This is a genomic window from Paenimyroides ceti (genome assembly GCF_030409925.1).
Genome location: NZ_JAUFQU010000031.1, coordinates 1 through 22,759 on the forward strand (window position 1 = coordinate 1; position 22,759 = coordinate 22,759).

Annotated in this window: 26 protein-coding genes and 6 pseudogenes; 15 read left to right on the forward strand and 17 right to left on the reverse strand. The window is 33.9% G+C overall.

The window, feature by feature from the left end:
- From QW060_RS20135 to secG, 3 genes and pseudogenes are all read left to right on the forward strand, one after another.
- Nucleotides 1-314, forward strand: a pseudogene (locus QW060_RS20135) (hypothetical protein); the annotation flags it as partial.
- Between the two features lie 99 nt (nucleotides 315-413).
- Nucleotides 414-623, forward strand: coding sequence for a tetratricopeptide repeat protein (locus QW060_RS20140; RefSeq protein ID WP_290365031.1), 210 nt, complete (start codon nucleotides 414-416; stop codon nucleotides 621-623).
- Nucleotides 624-626: 3 nt separating this feature from the next.
- Nucleotides 627-972: pseudogene (gene secG / locus QW060_RS20145) on the forward strand (preprotein translocase subunit SecG).
- Here secG and QW060_RS20150 read toward each other — a convergent pair.
- The 6 genes from QW060_RS20150 to QW060_RS20175 all read right to left on the reverse strand — a co-directional run bounded on the left by QW060_RS20150 (nucleotide 969) and on the right by QW060_RS20175 (nucleotide 8,020).
- Nucleotides 969-1,652, reverse strand: coding sequence for a hypothetical protein (locus QW060_RS20150; RefSeq protein ID WP_290365032.1), 684 nt, complete (start codon nucleotides 1,650-1,652; stop codon nucleotides 969-971). The pseudogene secG and the gene QW060_RS20150 sit on opposite strands and share 4 nt — an antisense overlap.
- A gap of 133 nt (nucleotides 1,653-1,785) precedes the next feature.
- Nucleotides 1,786-3,387, reverse strand: coding sequence for a hypothetical protein (locus tag QW060_RS20155; RefSeq protein WP_290365033.1), 1,602 nt, complete (start codon nucleotides 3,385-3,387; stop codon nucleotides 1,786-1,788).
- 657 nt (nucleotides 3,388-4,044) lie between these two features.
- Nucleotides 4,045-5,232 (reverse strand): helix-turn-helix domain-containing protein, encoded by a 1,188-nt coding sequence (locus QW060_RS20160; RefSeq protein WP_290364609.1) that lies wholly within the window; start codon nucleotides 5,230-5,232, stop codon nucleotides 4,045-4,047.
- Nucleotides 5,174-6,127, reverse strand: coding sequence for an AraC family transcriptional regulator (locus QW060_RS20165; RefSeq protein ID WP_290364610.1), 954 nt, complete (start codon nucleotides 6,125-6,127; stop codon nucleotides 5,174-5,176). Before QW060_RS20165 ends, QW060_RS20160 begins: the two co-directional genes overlap by 59 nt.
- 66 nt (nucleotides 6,128-6,193) lie before the next feature.
- Nucleotides 6,194-7,744 carry a tetratricopeptide repeat protein gene (locus QW060_RS20170; RefSeq protein WP_290364611.1) on the reverse strand — a complete coding sequence of 517 codons (1,551 nt, stop codon included), beginning with the start codon at nucleotides 7,742-7,744 and terminating at the stop codon, nucleotides 6,194-6,196.
- Between the two features lie 105 nt (nucleotides 7,745-7,849).
- Complete coding sequence (locus QW060_RS20175; protein ID WP_290364612.1) at nucleotides 7,850-8,020, reverse strand: hypothetical protein; 171 nt, start codon at nucleotides 8,018-8,020, stop codon at nucleotides 7,850-7,852.
- Nucleotides 8,021-8,077: 57 nt separating this feature from the next.
- On the opposite strand from QW060_RS20175, the gene QW060_RS20180 reads away from it, so the two are divergent.
- From QW060_RS20180 to thiL, 4 genes are all read left to right on the forward strand, one after another.
- Nucleotides 8,078-8,608 (forward strand): RNA polymerase sigma factor, encoded by a 531-nt coding sequence (locus QW060_RS20180; protein ID WP_290364613.1) that lies wholly within the window; start codon nucleotides 8,078-8,080, stop codon nucleotides 8,606-8,608.
- A 5-nt stretch (nucleotides 8,609-8,613) separates the two neighbouring features.
- A complete protein-coding gene (locus QW060_RS20185; RefSeq protein WP_290364614.1) occupies nucleotides 8,614-8,826 on the forward strand; it encodes a hypothetical protein in 213 nt (70 codons plus the stop codon).
- Entirely contained in the window at nucleotides 8,819-9,652 is an 834-nt protein-coding gene (locus QW060_RS20190; protein WP_290364615.1) for a mechanosensitive ion channel family protein, read from the forward strand. Before QW060_RS20185 ends, QW060_RS20190 begins: the two co-directional genes overlap by 8 nt.
- Before the next feature lie 145 nt (nucleotides 9,653-9,797).
- On the forward strand, nucleotides 9,798-10,844 hold the full coding sequence (gene thiL, locus QW060_RS20195; RefSeq protein WP_290364616.1) for a thiamine-phosphate kinase: 1,047 nt from the start codon (nucleotides 9,798-9,800) through the stop codon (nucleotides 10,842-10,844).
- Between the two features lie 51 nt (nucleotides 10,845-10,895).
- Here thiL and QW060_RS20200 read toward each other — a convergent pair whose 3' ends face one another.
- From QW060_RS20200 to QW060_RS20215, 4 genes are read right to left on the reverse strand one after another with little or no spacing between them, the layout of a single operon-like run.
- Nucleotides 10,896-11,936: a hemin-degrading factor gene (locus QW060_RS20200; protein ID WP_290364617.1), complete on the reverse strand. Its 1,041-nt coding sequence runs from the start codon at nucleotides 11,934-11,936 to the stop codon at nucleotides 10,896-10,898.
- Nucleotides 11,936-12,721 carry a heme ABC transporter ATP-binding protein gene (locus QW060_RS20205; RefSeq protein WP_290364618.1) on the reverse strand — a complete coding sequence of 262 codons (786 nt, stop codon included), beginning with the start codon at nucleotides 12,719-12,721 and terminating at the stop codon, nucleotides 11,936-11,938. The genes QW060_RS20200 and QW060_RS20205 overlap by 1 nt, the downstream gene beginning before the upstream one ends.
- On the reverse strand, nucleotides 12,721-13,752 hold the full coding sequence (locus tag QW060_RS20210; RefSeq protein WP_290364619.1) for a FecCD family ABC transporter permease: 1,032 nt from the start codon (nucleotides 13,750-13,752) through the stop codon (nucleotides 12,721-12,723). The genes QW060_RS20205 and QW060_RS20210 overlap by 1 nt, the downstream gene beginning before the upstream one ends.
- Before the next feature lie 17 nt (nucleotides 13,753-13,769).
- Nucleotides 13,770-14,621, reverse strand: a complete 852-nt coding sequence (locus QW060_RS20215) for a heme/hemin ABC transporter substrate-binding protein (RefSeq protein ID WP_290364620.1) — start codon at nucleotides 14,619-14,621, stop codon at nucleotides 13,770-13,772.
- Between the two features lie 190 nt (nucleotides 14,622-14,811).
- Between QW060_RS20215 and QW060_RS20220 the strand changes: the two genes are divergently transcribed.
- The 5 genes from QW060_RS20220 to QW060_RS20240 are packed head-to-tail and all read left to right on the forward strand — an operon-like array spanning nucleotide 14,812 to nucleotide 18,234.
- Nucleotides 14,812-16,026 carry an aminotransferase class V-fold PLP-dependent enzyme gene (locus QW060_RS20220; protein ID WP_290364621.1) on the forward strand — a complete coding sequence of 405 codons (1,215 nt, stop codon included), beginning with the start codon at nucleotides 14,812-14,814 and terminating at the stop codon, nucleotides 16,024-16,026.
- 10 nt (nucleotides 16,027-16,036) lie between these two features.
- Nucleotides 16,037-16,453 carry a SufE family protein gene (locus tag QW060_RS20225; RefSeq protein ID WP_290364622.1) on the forward strand — a complete coding sequence of 139 codons (417 nt, stop codon included), beginning with the start codon at nucleotides 16,037-16,039 and terminating at the stop codon, nucleotides 16,451-16,453.
- A 2-nt stretch (nucleotides 16,454-16,455) separates the two neighbouring features.
- Complete coding sequence (locus tag QW060_RS20230) at nucleotides 16,456-16,779, forward strand: iron-sulfur cluster assembly protein (RefSeq protein ID WP_290364623.1); 324 nt, start codon at nucleotides 16,456-16,458, stop codon at nucleotides 16,777-16,779.
- Between the two features lie 40 nt (nucleotides 16,780-16,819).
- Nucleotides 16,820-17,332 (forward strand): DUF2480 family protein, encoded by a 513-nt coding sequence (locus tag QW060_RS20235; protein ID WP_290364624.1) that lies wholly within the window; start codon nucleotides 16,820-16,822, stop codon nucleotides 17,330-17,332.
- Between the two features lie 41 nt (nucleotides 17,333-17,373).
- Nucleotides 17,374-18,234 (forward strand): DUF3078 domain-containing protein, encoded by an 861-nt coding sequence (locus QW060_RS20240; protein ID WP_290364625.1) that lies wholly within the window; start codon nucleotides 17,374-17,376, stop codon nucleotides 18,232-18,234.
- Nucleotides 18,235-18,278: 44 nt separating this feature from the next.
- On the opposite strand, the pseudogene QW060_RS20245 reads toward QW060_RS20240, so the two are convergent.
- The 4 genes and pseudogenes from QW060_RS20245 to QW060_RS20260 form a co-directional block, all read right to left on the reverse strand.
- Nucleotides 18,279-18,896: pseudogene (locus QW060_RS20245) on the reverse strand (HflX GTPase family protein); the annotation flags it as partial.
- A gap of 57 nt (nucleotides 18,897-18,953) precedes the next feature.
- Nucleotides 18,954-19,109: pseudogene (locus QW060_RS20250) on the reverse strand (hypothetical protein); the annotation flags it as partial.
- Nucleotides 19,110-19,124: 15 nt separating this feature from the next.
- The gene (locus tag QW060_RS20255) at nucleotides 19,125-19,322 is read right to left on the reverse strand and encodes an HflX-like GTP-binding protein (RefSeq protein ID WP_290365034.1); all 198 of its coding nucleotides are present in this window, start codon (nucleotides 19,320-19,322) and stop codon (nucleotides 19,125-19,127) included.
- Between the two features lie 61 nt (nucleotides 19,323-19,383).
- Nucleotides 19,384-19,584: a hypothetical protein gene (locus tag QW060_RS20260; protein ID WP_290365035.1), complete on the reverse strand. Its 201-nt coding sequence runs from the start codon at nucleotides 19,582-19,584 to the stop codon at nucleotides 19,384-19,386.
- Nucleotides 19,585-19,725: 141 nt separating this feature from the next.
- Between QW060_RS20260 and greA the strand changes: the two are divergent.
- Nucleotides 19,726-20,202, forward strand: a pseudogene (greA, locus tag QW060_RS20265) (transcription elongation factor GreA).
- Between the two features lie 3 nt (nucleotides 20,203-20,205).
- A pseudogene (locus QW060_RS20270) lies at nucleotides 20,206-20,594 on the forward strand (HIT family protein).
- A gap of 132 nt (nucleotides 20,595-20,726) precedes the next feature.
- Here the strand turns inward: QW060_RS20270 and QW060_RS20275 are convergent.
- The 3 genes from QW060_RS20275 to QW060_RS20285 are packed head-to-tail and all read right to left on the reverse strand — an operon-like array spanning nucleotide 20,727 to nucleotide 21,758.
- On the reverse strand, nucleotides 20,727-21,095 hold the full coding sequence (locus tag QW060_RS20275) for an ATP-binding protein (protein WP_290365036.1): 369 nt from the start codon (nucleotides 21,093-21,095) through the stop codon (nucleotides 20,727-20,729).
- Entirely contained in the window at nucleotides 21,064-21,441 is a 378-nt protein-coding gene (locus QW060_RS20280) for a hypothetical protein (RefSeq protein ID WP_290365037.1), read from the reverse strand. Before QW060_RS20280 ends, QW060_RS20275 begins: the two co-directional genes overlap by 32 nt.
- Complete coding sequence (locus QW060_RS20285; protein WP_290365038.1) at nucleotides 21,405-21,758, reverse strand: hypothetical protein; 354 nt, start codon at nucleotides 21,756-21,758, stop codon at nucleotides 21,405-21,407. Before QW060_RS20285 ends, QW060_RS20280 begins: the two co-directional genes overlap by 37 nt.
- A gap of 118 nt (nucleotides 21,759-21,876) precedes the next feature.
- On the opposite strand from QW060_RS20285, the gene QW060_RS20290 reads away from it, so the two are divergent.
- Nucleotides 21,877-22,749 (forward strand): flavin reductase family protein, encoded by an 873-nt coding sequence (locus QW060_RS20290; protein ID WP_290361881.1) that lies wholly within the window; start codon nucleotides 21,877-21,879, stop codon nucleotides 22,747-22,749.
- Nucleotides 22,750-22,759: the final 10 nt, after the last annotated feature.

Here is a 22,759-nt window from a genome sequence, read left to right on the forward strand (position 1 = left end):
AAAAATCAATTTTATCAACTCTTGCATATATAGAAAACGAAGAAAAAGAGCCTCTCATCTTGTCCAAACTCGAACAGAGAGATGCAAACAAGACACTCATAACAGAAGAAATCACACAGCCTGAAGAAAAAAAGGAGGATATTTTGTCAGAAGATGAAGAGACTGTAGTTACTTCTGTTGAAACACTGGAAGAAAAATTAGAAATCGGTACTCCAATTGAATTTACTTCAGCCGAAAAACATTCTTTCTCTGAGTGGCTGCAACTGACAAAAGCAGAGCCAATAAAAAGAAAGAAGAGAAACGGAAGCTATTGAACCACAAAAAGAAGAAAAACTTCAAGAAGAGAAAAGAAAAAAGAAGAGCTTATCAATCGCTTTATTGAAACAAATCCTAAAATAATCCCTAATAAAAACATGTCTTCAGTGCCTGTATTTATTGAGAAAAACGAGGATGACCAATCTTTTTTAATGACCGAAACCCTTGCAAAAATATACCTGGAACAAAAAAAATATCAAAAAGCAATTCAAGCTTATGAAATATTAATTTTGAAATATCCAGAAAAAAGTAGTTTATTTGCAGACCGAATTTCCAATATTAAAATGTTACAAAACTATAATAGTTAAAAAATGAATACGTTTACAATCTTTTTAGTACTAATAACCATCGTATCCCTTTTATTAATCATTGTTATAATGATTCAAAACCCTAAAGGAGGTGGTCTTGATTCTTCATTAGGAGGTTCAACCAATATTGGAGGTGTACAAAACACAAATAAATTCCTTGACAAAAGTACCTGGACTTTAGCAGCCATATTAATCGGTTAATTTTGTTATCAAGTTTAAGCTTTACATCCGTTACAACAACGATTCTAAAATTTTAGATCCGAATGCTGCAACCATACCTGCAGCACCTGTAGCAGCTCCGCAAGGTCAACCTGCACCAGCAGAAACGCCACAGACACCAGCAAACTAAAATCCGTTATTCAAAAAAATAACAATGCCAGCACTGACATGCTGGCATTTTTTAGTTACTGTATTGTCTTCAGAAGTATAGGTATACGTACCGTCATTGTTGTTTACCAAAGTAGTCACAGTTTCATTATCCTGTACCATCTGTTGGAAGTTGATGGTTTGTGATACCCCTGCGTTATCTACATAGGTAAAAGTAGTTCCGTCATAATATACATTACCACCTACTTTAGTTTCATTCAATACTTCAATCAGTTCGTTTAATACAGTTGTATTGTTTACAATGTTTTGAAAGTTACTGATGACATCAGCTGGAACATTGATGGTTGTAACGGTGTTGTCTTCAGAAGTATAGGTATATGTTCCGTCATTGTTGTTTACCAAAGTAGTCACAGTTTCATTATCCTGTACCATTTGTTGGAAGTTGATGGTTTGTGATACTCCTGCGTTATCTACATAGGTAAAAGTAGTTCCGTCATAATATACATTACCACCTACTTTAGTTTCATTCAATACTTCGATTAGTTCGTTTAATACAGTTGTATTGTTTACGATGTTTTGAAAGTTACTGATGACATCAGCCGGAACGTTGATAGTTGTAACGGTGTTGTCTTCAGAAGTATAGGTATATGTTCCGTCATTGTTGTTTACCAAAGTAGTCACAGTTTCATTATCCTGTACCATCTGTTGGAAGTTGATGGTTTGTGATACCCAGCATTATCGACATAGGTAAAAGTAGTTCCGTCGTAATATACATTACCACCTACTTTTGTTTCGTTTAATACTTCGATTAGTTCGTTTAATACAGTTGTATTGTTTACGATGTTTTGAAAATTACTGATGACATCAGCCGAACGTTGATAGTAGTTACTGTATTGTCTTCAGAAGTATAGGTATATGTTCCGTCATTGTTGTTAACTAACGTTGTAACGGTTTCATTATCCTGTACCATCTGTTGGAAGTTGATGGTTTGTGATATCCCTGCGTTATCTACATAGGTAAAAGTAGTTCCGTCATAATATACATTACCGCCTACTTTTGTTTCGTTTAATACTTCGATTAGTTCGTTTAATACAGTTGTATTATTTACGATGTTTTGAAAATTACTGATGACATCAGCCGGAACGTTGATAGTAGTTACTGTATTGTCTTCAGAAGTATAGGTATACGTACCGTCATTGTTGTTTACCAAAGTAGTCACAGTTTCATTATCCTGTACCATCTGTTGGAAGTTGATGGTTTGTGATACCCCTGCATTATCTACATAGGTAAAAGTAGTTCCGTCGTAATATACATTACCACCTACTTTAGTTTCATTCAATACTTCAATCAGTTCGTTTAATACGGTTGTATTGTTTACGATGTTTTGAAAGTTACTGATGACATCAGCCGGAACGTTGATAGTAGTTACTGTATTGTCTTCAGAAGTATAGGTATATGTTCCGTCATTGTTGTTTACCAAAGTAGTCACAGTTTCATTATCCTGTACCATCTGTTGGAAGTTGATGGTTTGTGATACCCCTGCGTTATCTACATAGGTAAAAGTAGTTCCGTCGTAATATACATTACCACCTACTTTAGTTTCATTCAATACTTCAATCAGTTCGTTTAATACAGTTGTATTGTTTACGATGTTTTGAAAATTACTGATGACATCAGCTGGAACATTGATGGTTGTAACGGTGTTGTCTTCAGAAGTATAGGTATATGTTCCGTCATTGTTGTTTACCAAAGTAGTCACAGTTTCATTATCCTGTACCATCTGTTGGAAGTTGATGGTTTGTGATATCCCTGCGTTATCTACATAGGTAAAAGTAGTTCCGTCGTAATATACATTACCGCCTACTTTAGTTTCATTCAATACTTCAATCAGTTCGTTTAATACGGTTGTATTATTTACGATGTTTTGAAAATTACTGATAACATCAGCTGGAACGTTGATGGTTGTAACGGTGTTGTCCTCAGAAGTATAGGTATACGTACCATCATTGTTGTTTACAAGCGTTGTAATAATATTTAGATCAGCAATTGGAATAAAAATAGTATTACCATCGCTATCTGTAAGTACTAAGTTATGATCAGGATTTACAGTTAAGCTTTCATTTGTTGTATTGGTAGTTTCCAAATCGGTTTGATTGATAATACGTAACCATTTGTCTATAAACCAATAATAATATCCTGGTTTGATATTATTACTATCAGTTGTATTGAAAACCAGTAAGCTGTTAATGTTACCGTTTGTTATTGTTGTCGTATCTGTTGTATTATTTAATGCCACACGAGGGATTAAAATACCTTTGTCAGAAGCTACTATTTCTAATTGTGATGATTTGTTCGGAGTTAATGTACCGATCCCTACCTGAGCATAAGAAGCGCCAGAAAGCAGTACTACCGCTAAAGGAAGTAATTTATTTTTCATTCTTTTTTATTTTGATTTATGTTTTACATGGAATACCATGCAGTTGTTTATAGTTAATTTTTTTCTGCTATTGAATGAGATCAATTGACACGATTGGAAAGACAGCCAGTTCAGAATGTTGTTTCGGAATTGCTGAATAAAATAGTTAAATTAAAAAAAGTAGTTTTTTTTAAATCGTCTTCAGTCTAAGTTTTGTAGTAGTATGTCATCATATCGTTAAAAATTGTTCTGTAATAGTTGTATAATTTGTTCCCTTGTTGGGATTTGTACTTTTTTAGACAATTGGATCAGAAAAAGTCACATTTATTTATTTAAATTTTAAAAAAGCATTGTATGTATTAATTATTATTACTATATTGCTTTATTAATATCCTTGTATTATCGAAGACTATTTTTTACTTTTTAAAGAAAAAATAAAATATTTTCTATAATTTTCTGATAAATATAAATAACTTCATTGCCCTTGACAGAAAATGAATTTAGTTTTCTGATAAGCTGATTTGTCACCAAATAATAGCTGCAAAAATAGGATATCTATCGGCTTCAGATGTTTCAAAAAATTAGGTGAAAGTTCGAGATAATAAAATGAAACATTGATTTTCAGGTGTTTATAATTTTAATTTTTATAATGCTGTCCAAATTCAAGAATTGAAGAAATTATTTATTATGACTATTCACATTTTTAAATTGAGTAGGAGTAATTTTAAACTCATTGCTGAAAGCTCTGTAAAAAGAGGTTCTGGAATTGAATCCACAGGCATATGCAATGCTTTCCATACTCATATCATCTTCTGATTTCAGAAATTCAACAGCAAAAGTTAATCTTTTTTTATTGACATACTGATTGAAATTCGTGTCTAATCCTGCAGAAAAAACCTGAGTAAGATTATATTTGGATATCCCTATCTTTTTGGCTACCGCCTGTAGGGAGAGTTCAGGATTCAAATAATATGTATTGTCTATATTTTCTAATAATTCAACATAGTTCCTTAGAATGGAATCAGTAAGCTTGGATTTTTTATATTTAGAATCCATTTCATTTTGCGTATTCTGCGGCTTACTATCCGTTTCCTTTACCGATGCATTCAGGGATATTATCTTTTTATTATTTGTTTTTTCTTTATAATTATTCTTTATGAGTTGCCTGAATATGATACCTGTAGCAGCAAACAAGGCAAAATGTATTAAAGATACAATAATACGATCTCCTGATTTATCTGGCTTGTAACCAAAAGTATATCCTATAAAAAGAACCGCTACACAGCAAAGTAAAATGAGTAATTCTGTGAGTAGATTTTTATAGACATTCAAGTAGTTTTTTACTGCTTTCTTGGTTTTTACTATATAATACGTATAGGCAGCATACATCACAAAACTCATGCTTGTAAATACATACAGTGTAAGGATATAAGAATAAATATAATCTTTCCAGTATTCCGGTCCCGATAAGATGATAAGAAAGGCAAAGCTATAGAGTAGTGGAATTATGAAATGCCATAATATTATTTTACCGGATTGTTTTTCTTGTTTAGAAAAGAAGAAAACAAAGGCAAAGAGAAATACCCCATAGAATAAGCTAAAAGGAGCGCCTATATTAAAAAAAAGATTTTCATAAAAAAAGAGGTTCGCTACAAATGCGCATAAAGCGTGAAATATCATGAATGCTAAAATAAGAATAGCATACTTTTCAAGCCTTGTTCTTTTTTTTAGTGTAAGCAGATAGATGCCTGTTGATGCAAGCATTAAGGTATTAGAAAGAAAAATTGACGATAATAACTGAGAAATATTAATCTGATCCATTGTTTTTAAGGTGAAAATTCCTATACTCAGAAGGTGTTTTTCCAACAATATTTTTAAAATGTTTATTAAATGTTGATTTTGAATGGTATCCGCATTCCAAGATAAGACTTTCTATTGTGTAGATATGAGCAGATTCCCTGATTCTTTTTTTTGCGAACTTGATGCGATAAAAAGCAAGTAATTGATAAAAGTTTAGCTGTAATTCATTATTTAAAAAATGGGATAATTGTTGTTTATTCATTTTCATATCTTTTGAAAACTTTTCAAAGTTATAGGAAGGATCTAAATAATCGTTACAACTTAAAAAATAATCTTCAATCTTATGGAGAAAACTACTCTTATGGGTAGGGAATTTGAGAATTTTTATGTCCGGTTGATTTTCAGTAATAAGTTTAGGTGTGTTGAGTATAATGAGAATGACCCATACATAAATGAGTTCTACAAATAACAAACAAGCAGCAATAATTCTTGGACCGAAATCAAAATAATAATCACTTTCTATTTCGAACCCGGAAATGATGAGTACAAGCCCAGAAATGATGAGGAAGTATTTATTGAATAAAACCCAATTACTGTGGATATCTTTTTTACCACTGTATAATTTTCTGTTAACCAAGAAAGAATATCCGATAAGGAACACTCCATTGATTATAAAAATAAAATACATGGTCAATGTCTCCGGATAGAAATAAAGTCCCATAGAAAAACAAATAAAAGGCAGACATAACAGAATATTTTTTATAGTCAGAAGTTTTAAATCTTTATTGGTACTATCGATACTTAATTGCAGAATCAGACCGTATAGCAAGGTTACAAAACTGAAATATCCGTTTAAAAAGAGAACGGAATGAAGGATAAGAAAAAACATCAACGCAATCAATATCCGTTGAAAATTCTGATGTTCTCCATCATTGTCATAGTTTTTGAGTAACCATCTCATTAAAAGGAGTTTTTTATAAATTTATAATTTAAACAAATGAAAATAACGAAAAACAGACTGTTATATTTACAGCTTATTGTTTTCCAGATATTTGATGTATTGTGAAGGAGTTATTCCTGCAATTTGTCTGAAAACGGATGTAAATTTACTATGAGTAGAAAATCCGCATTCAGAAGCCATATAACTTATTTTATATTGTCTGTATTTTTTTTCTGTTTTGAGTTTCTCTAAAATGTAATTTATTTTAAGTTCATTTATGTAAGTACTGAAATCTTTATGATATTGTTTGCGTAAAATATGGGAAAGATATTTTGTATTGGTACTAAACTCAACAGCAAGTGATGCTAAAGAAATATTTTCATTTAGAAAGAGCAGTTTTTTTTCAAATAACTTCAATTCTTTCAAAAGCCTTTCTTCTGTTTCAAAAGCCATATTTGTAGTCTCTGCCGAAGGATGCTGTACCTTGGAGAAACTATTTTCAACTTTTTTATTTGCATCATGAGTGAGCAGAATTTTTTCAAAATTTAAAAGGTCTCTTTTTCTTTTTTTATGGTAAATATAAAAAGAGACAACTATAATAATTACCAGTAAACTAATAATGAATGTCAATAAAAGTAATTTTTTTTGACTCTTCATTTCCTGATGATTCAAATCTCTTATGAGGGTAGTTGTTGTGTTTTTTTTTGCAATCTCAAGTTGGGATGTTAAAGCCAGATATTTTTCATTAATCGTCAGATATTCTTTTTGGTTTCCGGTTTCTTTGTAATAACGCATAAGAATCAGATAGTTTTTCTCTTTCAAGGCAAAAAAATCGGATTCTTCTCCTAATAGATATGCTTTATGAAGATAATCAATTGCTTTTTCATACATACCCAAATAAAGATAAATTTCTCCTAATCCATTATATATAAAACCTGTGAGAGCACTTTCTTTAAAATTGATCTGATTGAGATGATCTAATCCTTTGTTGTAATAATAAAGAGAGGAGTCAATCTGTTTGAGTGAGAAAAAATTACTTCCTAATAATTCCATATTGGTAGCCAGTAGAAAATTTTTTGATTGAACATCTGAAATTTTTTCAAAGTAAAGATTTCCTTTTTTTAGATTTGTGATTGCGTCGGTTATTTTTTGTTCATTCTTTGAATAATAGGAGAGTTCCTGATATACATTTCCCTGAAAACGATAAGATTCATCTTTGTTCACAATCTTTTTGCTAACTTCCAACGCCTTATGTAAATACTCTTTTCCTTTTTCATTTAATCCGCTGTCTCTGTACAAAGAAGATAAATGACCCAGTATCTTTGCCTGCCATTCCTTATTTTCGTTGTTTTGTGCAATATCATACGCTTTCAGAGCTATCTGAATAGCCTGATCTTTTTTCCCCTTTTGCTGCAGGAGCTGAGAGGTAATCATTTGAGATTGAATCCGCTGAATGTCGTTTTGAGCAATTTTGTACAGAGAATCTGCTGTTTTTAAAGCACTGTCTGTATTGGAGTCTGTTTTCTCCCGGGCTAATTTGTTATATATGCTGTCAAAAGAATATTTTCTATCTGTAGATTGAGAAAACAAACTATATGATAACAAAAAGGATAAAAACAAGTAGTAGTGCTGTCTCATAAATATTGCTCTTATAAAATAAGAAATGGATAGTAATAGATATGTTTTTTCTTATTTTACATAAAATACTTATAATGTTATAAGTAGCTACAAAAATAATGCATATCATATTAATATGTGCAGTAATTCATAAATAAATAGTATGTTTTTAAGAATTTCTGAAATTCCGTACAGTTGAGGGGAAATAATATGTAACATCTTCTCTTCAAAACGAATACAGAAATAGTATATTTGCATTTTAAAACAGGAGATACCCACCTTAAATTTTGTATTCATTTATAAAACATGAATAGAATAGATAAAAATAGTTTAGAAGAATTAGATGACCTGGAATTGATCAAGTTGACATTGAGCACTAAAGATTCTCGTTTTTTCTCTGTTTTATATGACAGATATGCTCCGTATGTGTATAACAAATGTTTTTCATTTGTGGATACCAAAGAGGAAGCTCAGGATCTGACACATGATATTTTTATTAAGGTCTATTTAAGCTTAAAGACGTTTAAAAATGAATCTAAGTTTTCTACTTGGTTATACTCAATTACTTATAATTTTTGTGTCAATTTTATAAGCAAGAAAAAAATTAAATACAACTTAGATATCGATCAATTGGGGCATATTCAGGATGAGGGAGAAGAAAATGGCACTGAAGAAGATTTTGATATTTTACAGATTAATTATGCTAAATTGCAGGAAATTCTTAGAATGCTTGATGTGCAGGACAGAATTATATTGTTAATGAAATATCAGGATGATTTATCAATTAAAGAAATTTCAGAGTTATTAAAAATTGGTGTAAGTGCAGTTAAAATGAGATTACAACGATCCAAGCAAAAGGTAATGAAGAAATATAAATCATTGTAATTAGTATGGAGAACCCTTTTAAAAAAATATTAATTAAAGAAGATTTGCCTGGCTTGATAAAAGATAAGGTGATGGATGATATCGATTTGATTAAATTGACCATAGACTTATCGGAACTTTATCTGGTTGGTATTCCACAGGTATTTTCCTCATTCAGTGACAAACCCAATAAAGATCTAAAAGAAGACAATAACTCAAAAGATAATAATAATGAATAGTGATTTTTTTTACAATATTTCAGATCCCGCTGTATGGTCAGGCATCTGGCATGATAATATAAAAATGCTTCTCATAAAGTTTTTTTATGTACTGCTTTTTATCCTTGTTTCCTGGATATTATTCAAAGTTATTGTTAAGATTTTAAGCCGAGTTCTCATTCTTGCTAAGGTTGATAAAATTAATCATTATGTAAATAATATTGATTATTTAAACAGCCTGAATTTTAAGTTTGACATCCGGAAAATTATAATCGGTTTTATAAAACTGGTTTATGTACTGATCATTGTTGTAATCGGAGCCGATATTTTCAATATGCCGGGAGTTACTCTGGTGATTAATGAAATCATCAGTTATCTGCCGCGTATCATAGGTGGACTGATTATTTTATCGATAGGGGTTTATGTGACGAATTTGCTCAAAAGCAAATTAAACTTATTTCTTCAGATTTTACAGCTCAATGCCGGATTAAAGATTATTAAGTCATTTATACTCGGTGGAGTTTTTCTTTTTTTCCTTTTGATCGCCTTAAATCAGATGGGGTTTGATCTGAGTCTTATCACAAACAATCTAAGTATTATTCTCGGATTGATTGTCGCTTCCATATCACTTTCTTTCGCTTTGGGATCCAAGGATATTGTTACCGAAGTTTTGTATAGTTATTATCTGAAAAAATCGATTCAGGTAGGTGATGTCATTAAGATAGAAGATGATGTTTCCGGTATTGTTGTGTATATAGACAGCATAAATTTAAAACTTAAATCAGAAAATAAATACATATTGTATCCGATCAATAAAATAAAAAATCTGAAAATAGAAATTTTATAATCGGATTCAAGATCACAAAACCTTTTGCTGTATAAGGATTCCTAGAGAGGTTTTCTTAAAAAAAGCTTCAGTTGAGTTTTGTTATTCAGACATTATCAGATGTTGTATGCAAACGCATTAAATATTAAATCATAAAGGCAGATTCATGTTAGACAACAAAGAAAATAAAAGAACCTCCTTAGAGCAGTTGGGAGAATTCGGACTGATAGAACATCTGACAAAACATTTTGTCAGTGAGCAGCAGAGTACAGAAAAAGGAATAGGTGATGATGGAGCCGTACTTGACTTTAAATCGAATAAAGTCGTTGTTTCTACTGATTTACTGGTAGAAGGTGTACATTTTGATTTGAGTTATATGCCATTGAAACATCTTGGATATAAAGCTGTTGTGGTAAATATTTCTGATATCTGTGCTATGAATGCCGTACCCACTCAAATTACAGTCTCCATTGCTGTTTCTAACCGTTTTCCATTAGAGGCATTGGAAGAATTCTATGCTGGAATACAATTGGCTTCAAATTACTACAATGTGGACGTAATCGGAGGCGATACCACTTCTTCTCAGACAGGGCTTATCATTAGTGTTACAGCGATAGGAGAGGCTGAAGAAAAAGATATTACATATCGTTCCGGAGCTAAGGATACCGATCTGCTTGTCGTTACAGGAGATTTGGGAGCAGCTTATATGGGATTACAAATTTTAGAAAGAGAAAAACAGGTTTTTCTGGTCAACCCGAATAACCAACCGGATTTAGAGCATTATTCTTATTTAATTGAAAGGCAGTTAAAACCGGAAGCCCGCAAAGATATCAAAGCATTATTGTATGATCTTGATGTAAAACCTACTTCAATGATTGACATTTCAGATGGACTTTCTTCAGAGCTTTTTCATATCTGTAAACAGTCTGGCGTCGGATGTAATGTATACGAAGATAAACTTCCGCTTGATCCTCAGTTTATAAATGTTTGTGAAGAATTTAATATTGACAGCACTACTATTGCCATTAATGGAGGAGAAGATTACGAGTTGCTGTTTAGCATTAAAATGGAAGATTACGACAAGATCAAAGGAAACCCTCATTTGAGTGTAATTGGACACATTGTACCTGAAAATGAAGGGTTGCATATCGTGACCAGAGAAAACACAAAAATCCCTTTAAAAGCGAAAGGATGGAATGCTTTTAAAGAGTAAAAAGAAACGCCGGTCTCAGACCGGCGCTTCATAACAAAAACAACAAAAAAATTAAGACAACTTATTGATAAGTGTTCTCCAATCTTCTAATTCAGGGATCCCCGGTTTGCGTTTACCAAAAAACTGAATGATGATATCTCCCATTTCATTAAATACTTCGATTGAAGTAACAATCCCGTCTTCAGTTGGTTTACGGACAATCCAGGTCTGAGCAATTTTGCTCATATCTAAATGCATGTTGAAATCCGGATCCATTACATTGAACCAGTCTCCATGCCATAATGTTTTATTTACTTTTCCTGTATGGATTTGTATGTTTCCTTTATTTCCTACAAATACCATAATAGGTAATTTTGCAGCAGATGCTTCTTCAAGCATAGAAACGATAACATCTTTACTTACTTCTTTTGCGTGATAATGATCAGGAGCCAATCGTAAAGCCTGTGTTCTGGTCACACCAAATTTACGCATCATCATAAAGAAATCATGCGTATCTTTTAAATCTAACCATGCTTGTTGAAACCCTTTTATATCAATTTCTCCGTCTGGTTTCTCATCCAGATTAAGTGGCATTTTTTCGGATGTTTCATTTGTTGATTGATCTTCCGCTTTGTATTTTGATACTAAAATGTCAAAAGCTTCGTCATTGCTATCTTTTGTAAGATAAATTTTGTGAATCGCCTCACCGTCTTTCCCAAAAAACTGAATGCTTTTTTTGATTCCGTGAGCGGTTTCATCAACAACCGCATACGCTTTGTTCCAATGACTCCAGAAAATACGTAAATCGATATCTTCTCCTACAAAAAGACCGGCATGTGGTGAAGAGAAATCAGCGTTTAAATAAATTCCCTTACGCTCATGTACGCATTCTTCATTTCTGGTCAGGGCCATTACTTTCCCCAGAGATTCTACCTCTGAAAGTATCGCCTGAAAATCTGGACGTAATCGGGTTACCGTCTCTCCTGTTTGTGTTGCCAACAATTCTGCTTCGCTCACGCCTAATTCCTGCGCTGCGTTTCGAATTCTTAACTGGGGACGCTCTTGCTTCAGAGCATTCCACTGTTCTTTTAATGATGATGAGGTTGTATGCATTATTTCTTATTTTGTCCGAATAATATTAAAGGCTGTTGGTTGATCGGATTTACACTTACATAGCAGGGAAAGTTATAAACCTCAGAGATCATTTCTTCGGTCAGAACATTTGCAGGAGTGTCATAAGCGACCAGCTTACCTTTTTTTAATAATAAAATTTTATCGGCAAACTGAGATGCTAAATTGATGTCATGAAGCACTACAATTGCCGTATTGTTTTTCTCTGTCAGATTTTTTATGATTTCCAGCGTCTTAAACTGATGTGAAACATCCAGATTGTTGAGTGGCTCATCTAACAATATGATTTTATTTTCTATATTGTTTTCCAGCTGTGTCAGTACGCGTGCTAAATGTACGCGTTGTCTTTCGCCGCCAGATAAATGTTCGTATGAGCGGTTTTTCAGATGTGTGGTATCTGTTGCTTCCATCCATTTTTCCACTGCTTGTCCGTCTTTTTCAGATGGTGTATTGTCGAAATAAGGATAGCGTCCCATCATAACTACATCTTTTATTTCAAGAGTGATGTCTCCTGCCTGATGCTGTGAAAACTTTGCCTTGTGCAATGGTAATTCTCTTTTATCCCATTGACTAATAAGCTTCTCTTTAAAAAGAACGGTTTTGTTTTTCTGTTCAAGTTCATTGCTTATATAGCTCAATAGAGTAGATTTTCCTGCTCCATTGGGACCTAATATGGCAATGAATTCGCCTTTTTCAGCAGCAAAGCTTATTTCATCTAAAAGAAGATGGTTTTTTACAGCGAATCGTACATTTTTTGCCTTTAACATTACAATGTTTTTTTAAATCGAATTAGTATGGCAATGAAAACTGGAGCACCCATAATAGCTGTTAAAATACCGATTGGTAATTCTGCCGGCTGAACGATCACTCTGCTTATTGTATCTGCGAGTACCATAATGATACTTCCTAAAATAATGGATAAAGGCAAAATAACAGTATAGTTTGATTTGAAGAGCAGTCTCAGAATATAGGGAACAATAAGTCCTACAAATCCAATTGTTCCTGCAAAAGAAACAGCTGTTCCTACCATCAGGGCAGAGAAAATAACAATTTGTTTTTTTGTTTTTTCTACGTCAATTCCCAAATGTTGAGCATCTCTTTCTCCAAGCATCATTGCATTCAGTGCTTTCCCTTTTCCTACTAAAAACAAAAGACCTGTTATAACAACGATAGCGAGTACTAAATTCTTTGTCCAGTTAGCTCCTGCCAGACTTCCCAACGTCCAGAAAGTAAGATTTCTGAGTTCTTCATCGGTAGAAAGATAGGTTAGCATTCCGGTTGCTGCCCCCGTAAGAGCAGTGATTGCTACGCCAGATAAAAGAAGAATAACAACATTTGTTCTTCCATTGGTGGTAGACATTTTGTAAACAAAGCTCATGGTCAGTATAGCACCTACAAAGGCCATGATACTGATGAGAGAGTAGTGGAGTGCTTCCGGTATAAAGGGACGAATGCTTGCTCCCAAGACAATGGTTACAGCAGCAAAAAGAACAGCTCCTGATGTAATACCGATAAGATCGGGTGAAGCCAGCGGATTTTTGAACATCCCCTGAAGACAGGTTCCGGCAACTGCCAAAGCACTACCAATCAGAATAGCCATTATGATACGCGGCATTCTCAACTGGAAAAGTACAAAATGGTCTGAGGCAGAAATCCCTTCTGATCCGGTAAATAAATTTAAGAACGTATTAAGTACACTGTTTTCAAAGTTATAGGCTCCTACAAATAATGAAATTACGACTAAAGTGATTAATAACAAGATTAATAGAAGCCTATAAAGCTGAACTTTTTTTTGCATTTTTTCAGGTCAGTTGATTATTGTAATAATTTGTTTAAATCAACTGCTGCATCACCAAGACGTGGACCAAATCCTGAAAGATATTGTCCTTCCATAGCAATTACCTTTTTATTTTTTCCTGCATTGGTTGCTGATATACCTTCAATTTTTAAAAGACCGTCTACACCTCCGATGCTCGCCAATCCTGAATCAAACATTAAAATAACGTCAGGGTTTGACGATACCAATGCTTCAGGAGTCAAAGGTTTAAAATCGGAAAAATCATTTGCAGCGTTTTCACCACCTGCAATAGTAATGATTCTTTCAAGTGGTGTATCTTTTCCAGCCACCATAAGGTTACCTGCTCCACGTGCGTAGATAAACAAAACTTTTGGTTTCTTTTCCAGCGTTTTTACAGTAGCAAGTTTTGCATTAATATTGTCAATAATTGGCTGGTAATTTTCTTTATTAAGAGATTTGGCAACTGTAGTGATTAAATTCGCTGTTCCCTGAGCAGAAAACTCCTGATCAATTAACTCTAATTTAACTTTAGAAGCTTTCAGTTTTTCCAATAAATCAGGATTCATATCCTTATTGGAAGCATATATCACAGTTGGTTGTAGTGCTAATATAGATTCGGCAGTAATAGATCTTACATGCCCTAAATTCTGAGCTTTCAATCCTTCAGGATAATTACTTGTAACATCAACTCCTATGATATTGTTTTCTTCTCCTAACTGTGCTAAAGTTTCTGTGATAGCGCCGTTTAGCGAAACAATTTTAGCAGTAGAAAGGGTGTCTTTCTTGTCGGTTTCTACAGTATTTTGCCCTTCTTTTTTGCATGATGCAAAAGCAACTGTAAGTAATAAAATTGAGAAAATTTTTTTCATCGTTTATCGTTTAAAAACTTAATTGTTGGAGCAAAAATACTATTTTTTTTGTAGTTACCAAACGCTATTTAGAATTAATTTAAATAATATTTTTTTCACGGGTTACTAATAATCAGAATCGTTATCTTTGTATTAAAATTTGGGTATTAAGTAATTCAAGTTAGTACCTTTGCACTAAACAAAGTGAAAAATGTTAGACATTCAATCTATAAGAGCTGATTTTCCCATTCTCCATCAGGAAATAAACGGTAAGCCTTTGGTTTATTTCGATAATGGAGCAACAAGCCAGAAACCTGTTGTGGTCATTGAAGCTATCGAAAAATATTATAAGGAGATCAACGCTAATATTCATAGGGGAGTACATCATCTGAGCCAGGTGGCAACAGATGCTTATGAAGAAGCGCGTTTGATTGTTAAAAATCATATAAATGCAGCTCAGTTGCATGAAGTAATCTTTACGTCAGGTACTACTTTCGGAATTAATCTGGTGGCTAATGGTTTTAGTCAGATGCTTAAAGAAGGGGATGAGGTGATTGTTTCTCATCTGGAACATCATTCGAATATTGTACCGTGGCAGTTTGCGTGTGAAAGAAGCGGTGCTACACTTAAAGTGATTCCTATGAACGAAAAGGGAGAACTTGTTATGGAAGCATATGATCAACTTCTGACAGACAGAACCAAACTGGTGGCTGTCAACCACATTTCAAATGCTTTGGGTACTATTAATCCGATCAGAGAAATAATTGATAAAGCACATAAAGTCGGCGCTGCCGTTTTGATTGATGGAGCCCAGGCTGTACCTCATATAAAACCTGATGTTCAGGAATTGGATTGTGATTTTTATGTTTTTTCAGGGCATAAAATGTGTGCTCCTACAGGATCAGGAATATTATACGGAAAAGAAGCTTGGTTAAACAAATTGCCTCCTTATCAGGGTGGAGGAGAAATGATCAAGGAAGTAACTTTTGAGAAAACGACGTACGCATGCCTTCCTCATAAGTTTGAAGCAGGAACACCTAATATAGAAGCGGGTATTGTACTTGGAGTTGCTATTAATTATTTAAATTCCATAGGTTTTGAGAATATTGAAGCCTATGAAAAAGAACTTTTGAAGTATGCTACGGAAAAGTTGCAAGAGATGCCCGGTATTATTTTCTACGGAACTTCTACAGAAAAAGCTTCTGTGATCTCTTTTAATTTTGAAGGATTACATCCTTATGATGTTGGGGCTATTATAGATAAGTTAGGAATTGCAGTAAGAACAGGTCATCATTGTGCCCAGCCGATTATGGAGTACTATAAAATTCCGGGTACCATAAGAGCCTCTTTTTCATTTTATAACACGAAAGAAGAAATAGACCGCATGATGGATGCGTTAAAAAAAGCGCAAAGTATGCTTTCATAAATTGAGACAAATGACCATAAAAGAAATTCAGGAAGAAATAATAGACGAGTTTTCCATGTTTGATGATTGGATGCAGCGATATGAATATATTATAGAACTCGGAAAAAGCCTGCCTATTATTGAAGATGTGTATAAGACAGAGGAAAATACAATAAAAGGATGCCAGTCTAAAGTATGGTTGCATGCGGAAAAGCAAAATGATTTGGTTGTATTCACAGCAGATAGTGATGCTATCCTGACCAAAGGCATTATTGCGATTCTTATACGTGTTTTCTCGAATCAAAATGCTCAGGCGATTTTAGAAGCCGATACATCATTTATTGATGAAATAGGATTAAAAGAACATTTGTCGCCAACCCGTGCCAATGGACTGGTGTCTATGATCAAACAAATAAAAATGTACGCATTAGCGTTTCAAGCTAAATAAATATGGAAAACGAAATAGATATGAACGCTCTTGGTGAGAGCATCGTAAAAGTATTAAAAACCATCTTTGATCCTGAAATTCCCGTAGATATCTATGAATTAGGATTAATCTATGATGTGTTTGTAAACGAAAACAGAGAAGTGAAAATATTGATGACACTGACATCTCCTAATTGTCCGGTGGCTGAAACACTGCCTATGGAAGTTAAAGAGAAAGTATCTTCCATCAATATGGTAAAAGATGTGGAACTTGAGCTTACTTTTGATCCGCCATGGAATAAAGACCTAATGAGCGAAGAAGCTAAATTAGAATTGGGAATGCTGTAAAAGGTGTGATAAAATAGAGTAAATATTAAAACTGTTTTTGATGTCAGAAGAAATTATAAATAAAGTTGCCAAAAGCGCTTTGGAAGTATTTGATCTTGAAGATTATTTTCCTGAGGAAGAAAGGCTTCCGTTAGATATTTCTCCGTGGTTGTATGAAGGTTTTCTTTTAAAAGAGAAAGATTTTCGGGAAGCGTTAAAAAATCACGACTGGGAGCAGTACAGAGGTAAACTGGTAGCACTGCATTGTTCAACGGATGCTATTTTGCCGGCTTGGGCATTGATGCTTACGTCTTCTTATCTACAGCCTTACGCAAAGATGGTAGTTCAGGGTACATTACACGATCTGGATATTGCTTTTTATCAGAAAATAATGGAAGAGATTGATTTTTCTGTCTATACAAACAAACCTACGATAATAAAAGGATGTTCAAAAAAAAGCATACCGGAAGAGGCTTATGTTATGGCAACACAGAAAATGATGCTGTACGCCCGGTCTATTATGTTTGGAGAAGCTTGTTCAGCAGTTCCCATTTTTAAAAAGAAAAAATTGTAATAAAAACATAAAATGCTAACTTTGTTGTAAAACAAGTATTTATGAAAAGAAAATTATTTTTAAGTTTTTCTCTTTTGGCAGTTAGCGCTTCGTATGCACAGGCACAAGTAGAAAATGACACATTGGGACCTGTGAGCCCGTGGACAAAAAAAGGTACCATTTCGTTATTGGGTAGCCAATCCAGTTTCAGTCAGTGGCAGGCCGGAGGTTCCAATAATTTTGCAGCCAATGCTGCGTTGAATTATGACTTTAATTATAAAAAAGAAGACTGGACCTGGGATAATAAAATCATAGCTTCTTATGGAATCAATAAGATTAAAGGTTCTGAACAGCAAAAAACAGATGACCGTCTTGAGCTGAACTCGTTATTAGGTAAAAAAGCCAGCGGTGATTGGTACTACTCTGCTTTTGTGAATTTTAAAACGCAATTTGATACCGGGATGAATCCTGATAATCCGGACGAACGTATTTCACACTTTATGTCACCGGCTTATTTACAGATAGGACCGGGTATGCTTTGGAAGAAAAATGATAACCTGAAGGTCAACATTGCTCCTGCTACTTCCCGTTTCATTTTTGTGCACAGACATTTTACTGAACTGGGTACTTCCTTTGGTGTAGAACAGGGGAAAACAATGCGTTTTGAATTCGGAGCTGCTGTAAATGCGTATTATAAGTTTACGGTAATGGAGAATTTTACTGTAGAAAACATTTTAAATCTTTATTCGAATTATAGAGAAGATCCTCAAAATGTCGATATTGACTATCAGTTAAATGCTGTTTTAAAAGTTAACAGATACATTTCTACGAATTTTACTTTCCAGACTATTTATGATGATAATGCGTATCGCGGATTTCAAACTCGTCATACATTAGGAGTAGGTCTTAACTATGCCTTCTAAAAAAATTAGAATAAAAAAAGCCTGAGATATTTCTCAGGCTTTTTTTATTCTTCGTTCTCTTCAGCTTCATTCTCAGTGTATTCAGGATATAGAAAATTGTTGTAAGGAAAACGCATGATATGAATCTGACGTACAGCTTCATAAACTTTTTGTCTGAATTCCTCAAAATTTTCTTTTTCAGTAGCAGATATAAAAATGGTATTGTTTTCTCCTACTTTACTCATCCATGTTTTTTTCCATTCCTCAATAGAGTAATGTTTGGTGGTTCGTTCTGTTGTCAGATCTTCAGCATCAAAATTTTCAGGCTTGTAAGCATCAATTTTGTTAAAAACCATAATAGTAGGCTTATCGTCGCTTTTGATATCTTTTAATATCTGATTTACCGAAGCAATATGTTCTTCAAAATCATGATGAGATATGTCTACCACATGCAATAGTAAATCAGCTTCTCTTACTTCATCTAAAGTACTCTTAAAAGATTCAACCAGCTGTGTTGGTAATTTTCGTATAAAACCTACTGTATCGGATAAAAGAAAAGGAAGATTTTTAATTACTACTTTTCTTACTGTAGTATCCAGAGTAGCAAAAAGTTTATTTTCTACAAAAACTTCACTTTTTCCAATAGCGTTCATAAGCGTTGATTTTCCTACATTAGTGTAGCCAACAGCGCCACACGAACCAAAGCACCTCTGTTACTTCGTTGAACTGCCATTTGTTTATCAATAGTCTGTAGTTTTCCTTGAGCAGGGAAATCCTGTCCCGAACGATCCGTCTGTCTGTTTCAATTTCTGTTTCCCCGGACCGCGCATACCAATTCCTCCTCGCTGGCGCTCAAGGTGAGTCCACATACCCGTCAGGCGAGGCAGTAAGTATTGAAACTGAGCCCAGTTCTACCTGTGTACGAGCATAAGAAGTTTGTGCCGTTGAGCAAAAATATCTAAAATAAGATTGGTGCGGTCAAGCACTTTGCAGTCCAGTAATTTGGATAAGTTTTTTTGTTGGGCAGGAGATAATTCATCATCAAAAATAACTGTATCTACAGCATTCTCTTTAACATAGAGTTCAATCTCCTCAAGTTTGCAGAACAATTTCTTATTTCATGATTAGGGCATGTTCTTTCATAAGCCAGAAAACCTGTACCTGTATTGATCACAATGATTCCATTAATCCCATATCCCTGTACAACTGCAACATTACCCGGATACTGCAAATTACTGTAAAAGGCAGACTCAAAGGTATTCTGACATCTACAACATAATTGGGTAAATAAGGATTGGGATTATAAAATTCATCTTTGCTGCAAGAAAGCACAGAAAACAATAAAAGAAAGAAAAGAAATCGCTTTTTCATCTATAAAACATTTGAAAAACAAATTTAATTAATTAACTTTGACATATAGAAAAAGAAGTTAATATTAACATATAATAGTATTTGAAATACAAAATCCCGTTCCGATGGGATTTTTTCTATTTTATAAAAACAAGCAGTATTATGAGTAAAGTATCGTATTACACAGCAGAAGGTCTAAAGAAATTAAGAGATGATTTAGATCATTTAAAAGGTATTGAGCGTCCGAAAGCCTCTCAGGCAATCGCAGATGCGCGTGACAAAGGAGATTTATCTGAAAATGCAGAATATGATGCAGCGAAAGAAGCTCAGGATTGTTGGAAATGAAGATTGCGAAAATGGAAGAAGTTCTGGCAAATGCCCGCTTGATCGATGAATCTCAGCTTGATGTTTCCAAAGTATTGGTTTTGTCAACGGTAAAAATTAAAAATCAGGCAAATAAGATGGAGCTTACTTACACGCTGGTAGCAGAAAGCGAAGCCGATCTTAAAAGTGGAAAAATATCAGTAACGTCTCCGATAGGAAAAGGTCTTTTAGGAAAATCAGTTGGTGAAATTGCTGAGATAAACGTACCGAAATGGTGTACTCAAATTTGAAATATTAGAAATTTCAAGAGACTAAATTATGGCATCTATCTTCACAAAGATCATCAATGGTGAAATTCCTTGCTACAAGGTAGCAGAGAACGAAAATTTCATTGCTTTTCTGGATAATAATCCAAATGCAAAAGGACACACACTATGTGTGCCTAAAAAAGAGATTGACAAAATTTTTGATATGGACTCCGAGCATTATACCGCTCTGATGCAGTTTTCTTATGAAGTAGCAAAAGCTTTGGAAAAAGCAGTTTCCTGTAAAAGAATCGGAATGGCTGTCGTAGGTCTTGAAGTACCTCATGTACAATACATTTGATTCCTCTTCAGGAGATGGATGATATGCGGTTTCAACGAAAAGTTTCTTTAACAAAAGAAGAGTTTGAAGCAACAGCAAAAGCCATCCATTCTCAATTATAATAAAATCCCTCTTTTCAGGAGGGATTTTTTATAGGTAACACAAAAGGTTGTTCCCTGCCCTATTTCTGATTTCTCTACTTTTATTTTTCCGTTATGGTATTCCTCTACAATTCTTTTTGTAAGCGAAAAGTCCTAACCCCCATCCTCTTTTCTTTGTTGTAAAACCAGGTTCAAAATTTTTTTAAACTGGTTTTTAGAGATTCCTTTTCCTGTATCGGAAACCCAGATCTGAATGTTTTTCTCGGTTTCTGAAATGGTTACGGTTATTTTTCCTTTTCCTTTAATAGCATCGATAGCATTTTTTACCAGATTTTCAATGGTCCAGCTATGCAATGTAGGATTTAACGGCAGTATATAGTGTGATAAATAGCTCACAAATTCAAAATCAATGAAGGTAGAACTTCTGGATTTCAGATACTCGAATGATTTCTCAGTTTCTTCTACAATATCTAAGGGTTCTAAAACAGGCTCAGAGCCGATTTTTTGAAAATCGGTCGGCAATAGTTTGCAGTCTTGAAACGTCTTTTCCTATTTCACTTACAGTCTGTTCATCTACATTATCGAGTTTCATGATCTCAATCCATCCCAGCAAAGAAGATAAAGGCGTACCGATCTGATGCGCTGTTTCTTTTGCCATTCCTGCCCAGAGTTTGCTTTCTGCAGACATTTTACTGGTTCGGAAATACGTGTACACCAATCCTCCAAAAAGTCCTAAAATAGCAATTAATGCCAAAGGGTAATATTTTATTTTAGTGATTAAAGATGAATTTCCATAATACAGAAATTGGCTCCCGCCCGGATGTATGATTTCTATAGGATCATTTTCTGAGGTAAATTTCCTGAGCAATCCAGCCTGTAACTTTTATTTTCCAATATTTCATCATCCACATTGCGTACTTCAGAAATCAGTCCGTTATTATCTACTAAAATGATAGGAATGGTTTCGTTTTTAGACAATACAGACAAAGCCAGATCCAGATCAGTATTTCCATCTGCTGAATTCACGGATTTATATGCCTCAGCCCATATTTCCATTTTTACACGTTCTTCGTTTTTAAACGTTTGAAATAACAAATAGGTATTCCACAATATGAGGGTAAGAATAGACAGGGAAAAAACCAAAATAACCCACCGGGTATAAATATTACTTTTAAAAAAATTCATAGATCAGAAAGAATGACAAGATACAAATTATTAAAAATAGTTGATAAAAATTTCTCTTCTATACATTAACAAAACTTAATTCAAAAAAGTATCTTTGTTTAAATCTTTTTTCAAATTTATGTTAAGTATCCATCCAAAAGACCATACACCGGTTCAGATTCAAGCCTATTTACAAGCAGCAGTAGGGCCGCGTCCTATCGCTTTTGCCAGTACTGTTGACGAAAACGGCACACCAAATTTATCACCGTTTAGCTTTTTTAATATTTTTAGCTCTAATCCGCCTATTCTGGTATTTTCTCCGGCAAGAAGAGTTCGTAACAATACTATTAAACATACACTTATCAATGCAGAAGCAACAAAAGAAGTGGTGATCAATGTTGTAAATTACGATATGGTACAGCAAACTTCTCTTGCTTCTACAGAATATGGTGATGGAGTAGACGAATTTGTAAAGTCCGGGTTTACCAAACTGGCTTCTGATATCGTAAAACCTTTTAGAGTAGCAGAAAGCCCTGTGCAACTGGAATGTAAAGTACAGAATATTATTCCGTTGGGTACTGAAGGAGGAGCCGGAAATCTCATCATTTGCGAAGTCGTAAAAATACACATCTCAGAAAGTATTTTATCTGATAACGGGTCTATAGACCAGCAGAAAATAGACCTTGTTGCCCGTATGGGAGGCAATTGGTATACCCGTGCCAATGATGGTCTCTTTGAAGTAGAAAAGCCATTAACAACTTTAGGAATTGGTGTAGATGCGCTGCCGGAAGATGTGAAAAAAAATACTATCTTTGTAGGAAATGATTTAGGTCGACTGGGAAATGTTGAGCATTTACCTACTACGGAAGAGATAACTGCTTTTAAATCTGAAAATCAGGACGTAAAAGTATTTTCAGAGAATAATCAAACAGAAGAATTGTATAAAAAAGCAAAATGGTTTTTGGAGCAAGACGATGTTTTCAGTGCTTGGAAAACGATTTTATCAAAATAAAAAACTAAGA